Origin of the sequence: Lysinibacillus cavernae (assembly GCF_009724685.1) — a bacterium.
In the GTDB taxonomy this organism is placed as follows: domain Bacteria; phylum Bacillota; class Bacilli; order Bacillales_A; family Planococcaceae; genus Lysinibacillus; species Lysinibacillus cavernae.
Genome location: NZ_WMEF01000033.1, coordinates 1 through 1,114, shown reverse-complemented (window position 1 = coordinate 1,114; position 1,114 = coordinate 1). Strand labels below are relative to the sequence as shown.

Here is a 1,114-nt window from a genome sequence, read left to right as displayed (position 1 = left end):
GTAGGTGACTACCGTGCCGGTTCGATTCCGGCCCTCGGCACCATTTTATTTTAATGATTAGCGCCCGTAGCTCAATTGGATAGAGCGTCTGACTACGGATCAGAAGGTTGTGGGTTCGACTCCTGCCGGGCGCGCCATATATATTTCGGAATGTAGCTCAGCTTGGTAGAGCACTTGGTTTGGGACCAAGGGGTCGTAGGTTCGAATCCTGTCATTCCGACCATTACATTGGGGCCTTAGCTCAGCTGGGAGAGCGCCTGCCTTGCACGCAGGAGGTCAGCGGTTCGATCCCGCTAGGCTCCACCATAGTAAAGATAACCAGTTATAAAGATCCTGGCGGCGTAGCTCAGCTGGCTAGAGCGTACGGTTCATACCCGTAAGGTCGGGGGTTCGATCCCCTCTGCCGCCATCTTAAAGGACCTTTAGCTCAGTTGGTTAGAGCAGACGGCTCATAACCGTCCGGTCGCAGGTTCGAGTCCTGCAAGGTCCACCATTTATATATTGTTACGGAGGTATACCCAAGTCTGGCTGAAGGGATCGGTCTTGAAAACCGACAGGCGGGTAACACCGCGCGGGGGTTCGAATCCCTCTACCTCCTCCAGTTTTAAATCTTTATAAATGGTGCTTTAAAAACTCGAAACAGCATAAAATTATCGCGGGGTGGAGCAGTGGTAGCTCGTCGGGCTCATAACCCGAAGGTCGTTGGTTCAAATCCGGCCCCCGCAACCAAAAGGTCCCGTGGTGTAGCGGTTAACATGCCTGCCTGTCACGCAGGAGATCGCCGGTTCGATCCCGGTCGGGACCGCCATTTTTTATAAAATATGGGTCAGTAGCTCAGTTGGTAGAGCATTAGATTGAAGCTCTAAGTGTCGGCGGTTCGATTCCGTCCTGACCCACCATATTTGCGGGTGTAGTTTAATGGTAAAACCTCAGCCTTCCAAGCTGATGTCGTGAGTTCGATTCTCATCACCCGCTCCAAGGGCCTATAGCTCAGCTGGTTAGAGCGCACGCCTGATAAGCGTGAGGTCGATGGTTCGAGTCCATTTAGGCCCACCATTGTTCCGAAGTAGCTCAGTTGGTAGTAGCACCTGACTGTTAATCAGGTTGTCGCAGG

Annotated in this window: 11 tRNA genes; all 11 read left to right on the top strand. The window is 52.6% G+C overall.

Annotation, left to right across the window (positions count from 1 at the left end):
• Nucleotides 1-60: 60 nt before the first annotated feature.
• Nucleotides 61-137 (top strand) — tRNA-Arg (locus tag GJU32_RS22865).
• A gap of 9 nt (nt 138-146) precedes the next feature.
• A tRNA-Pro gene (locus GJU32_RS22860) sits at nt 147-223 on the top strand.
• Nucleotides 224-230: 7 nt separating this feature from the next.
• Nucleotides 231-306: transfer RNA gene (locus tag GJU32_RS22855), tRNA-Ala, on the top strand.
• Between the two features lie 29 nt (nt 307-335).
• Nucleotides 336-409: transfer RNA gene (locus GJU32_RS22850), tRNA-Met, on the top strand.
• 7 nt (nt 410-416) lie between these two features.
• Nucleotides 417-493 (top strand) — tRNA-Ile (locus tag GJU32_RS22845).
• 15 nt (nt 494-508) lie between these two features.
• Nucleotides 509-601, top strand: a tRNA-Ser gene (locus GJU32_RS22840).
• A gap of 53 nt (nt 602-654) precedes the next feature.
• Nucleotides 655-729, top strand: a tRNA-Met gene (locus tag GJU32_RS22835).
• Nucleotides 730-732: 3 nt separating this feature from the next.
• Nucleotides 733-808: transfer RNA gene (locus GJU32_RS22830), tRNA-Asp, on the top strand.
• Between the two features lie 15 nt (nt 809-823).
• Nucleotides 824-899: transfer RNA gene (locus tag GJU32_RS22825), tRNA-Phe, on the top strand.
• Between the two features lie 5 nt (nt 900-904).
• A tRNA-Gly gene (locus GJU32_RS22820) sits at nt 905-978 on the top strand.
• 1 nt (nt 979) lies between these two features.
• Nucleotides 980-1,056: transfer RNA gene (locus tag GJU32_RS22815), tRNA-Ile, on the top strand.
• Nucleotides 1,057-1,114: the final 58 nt, after the last annotated feature.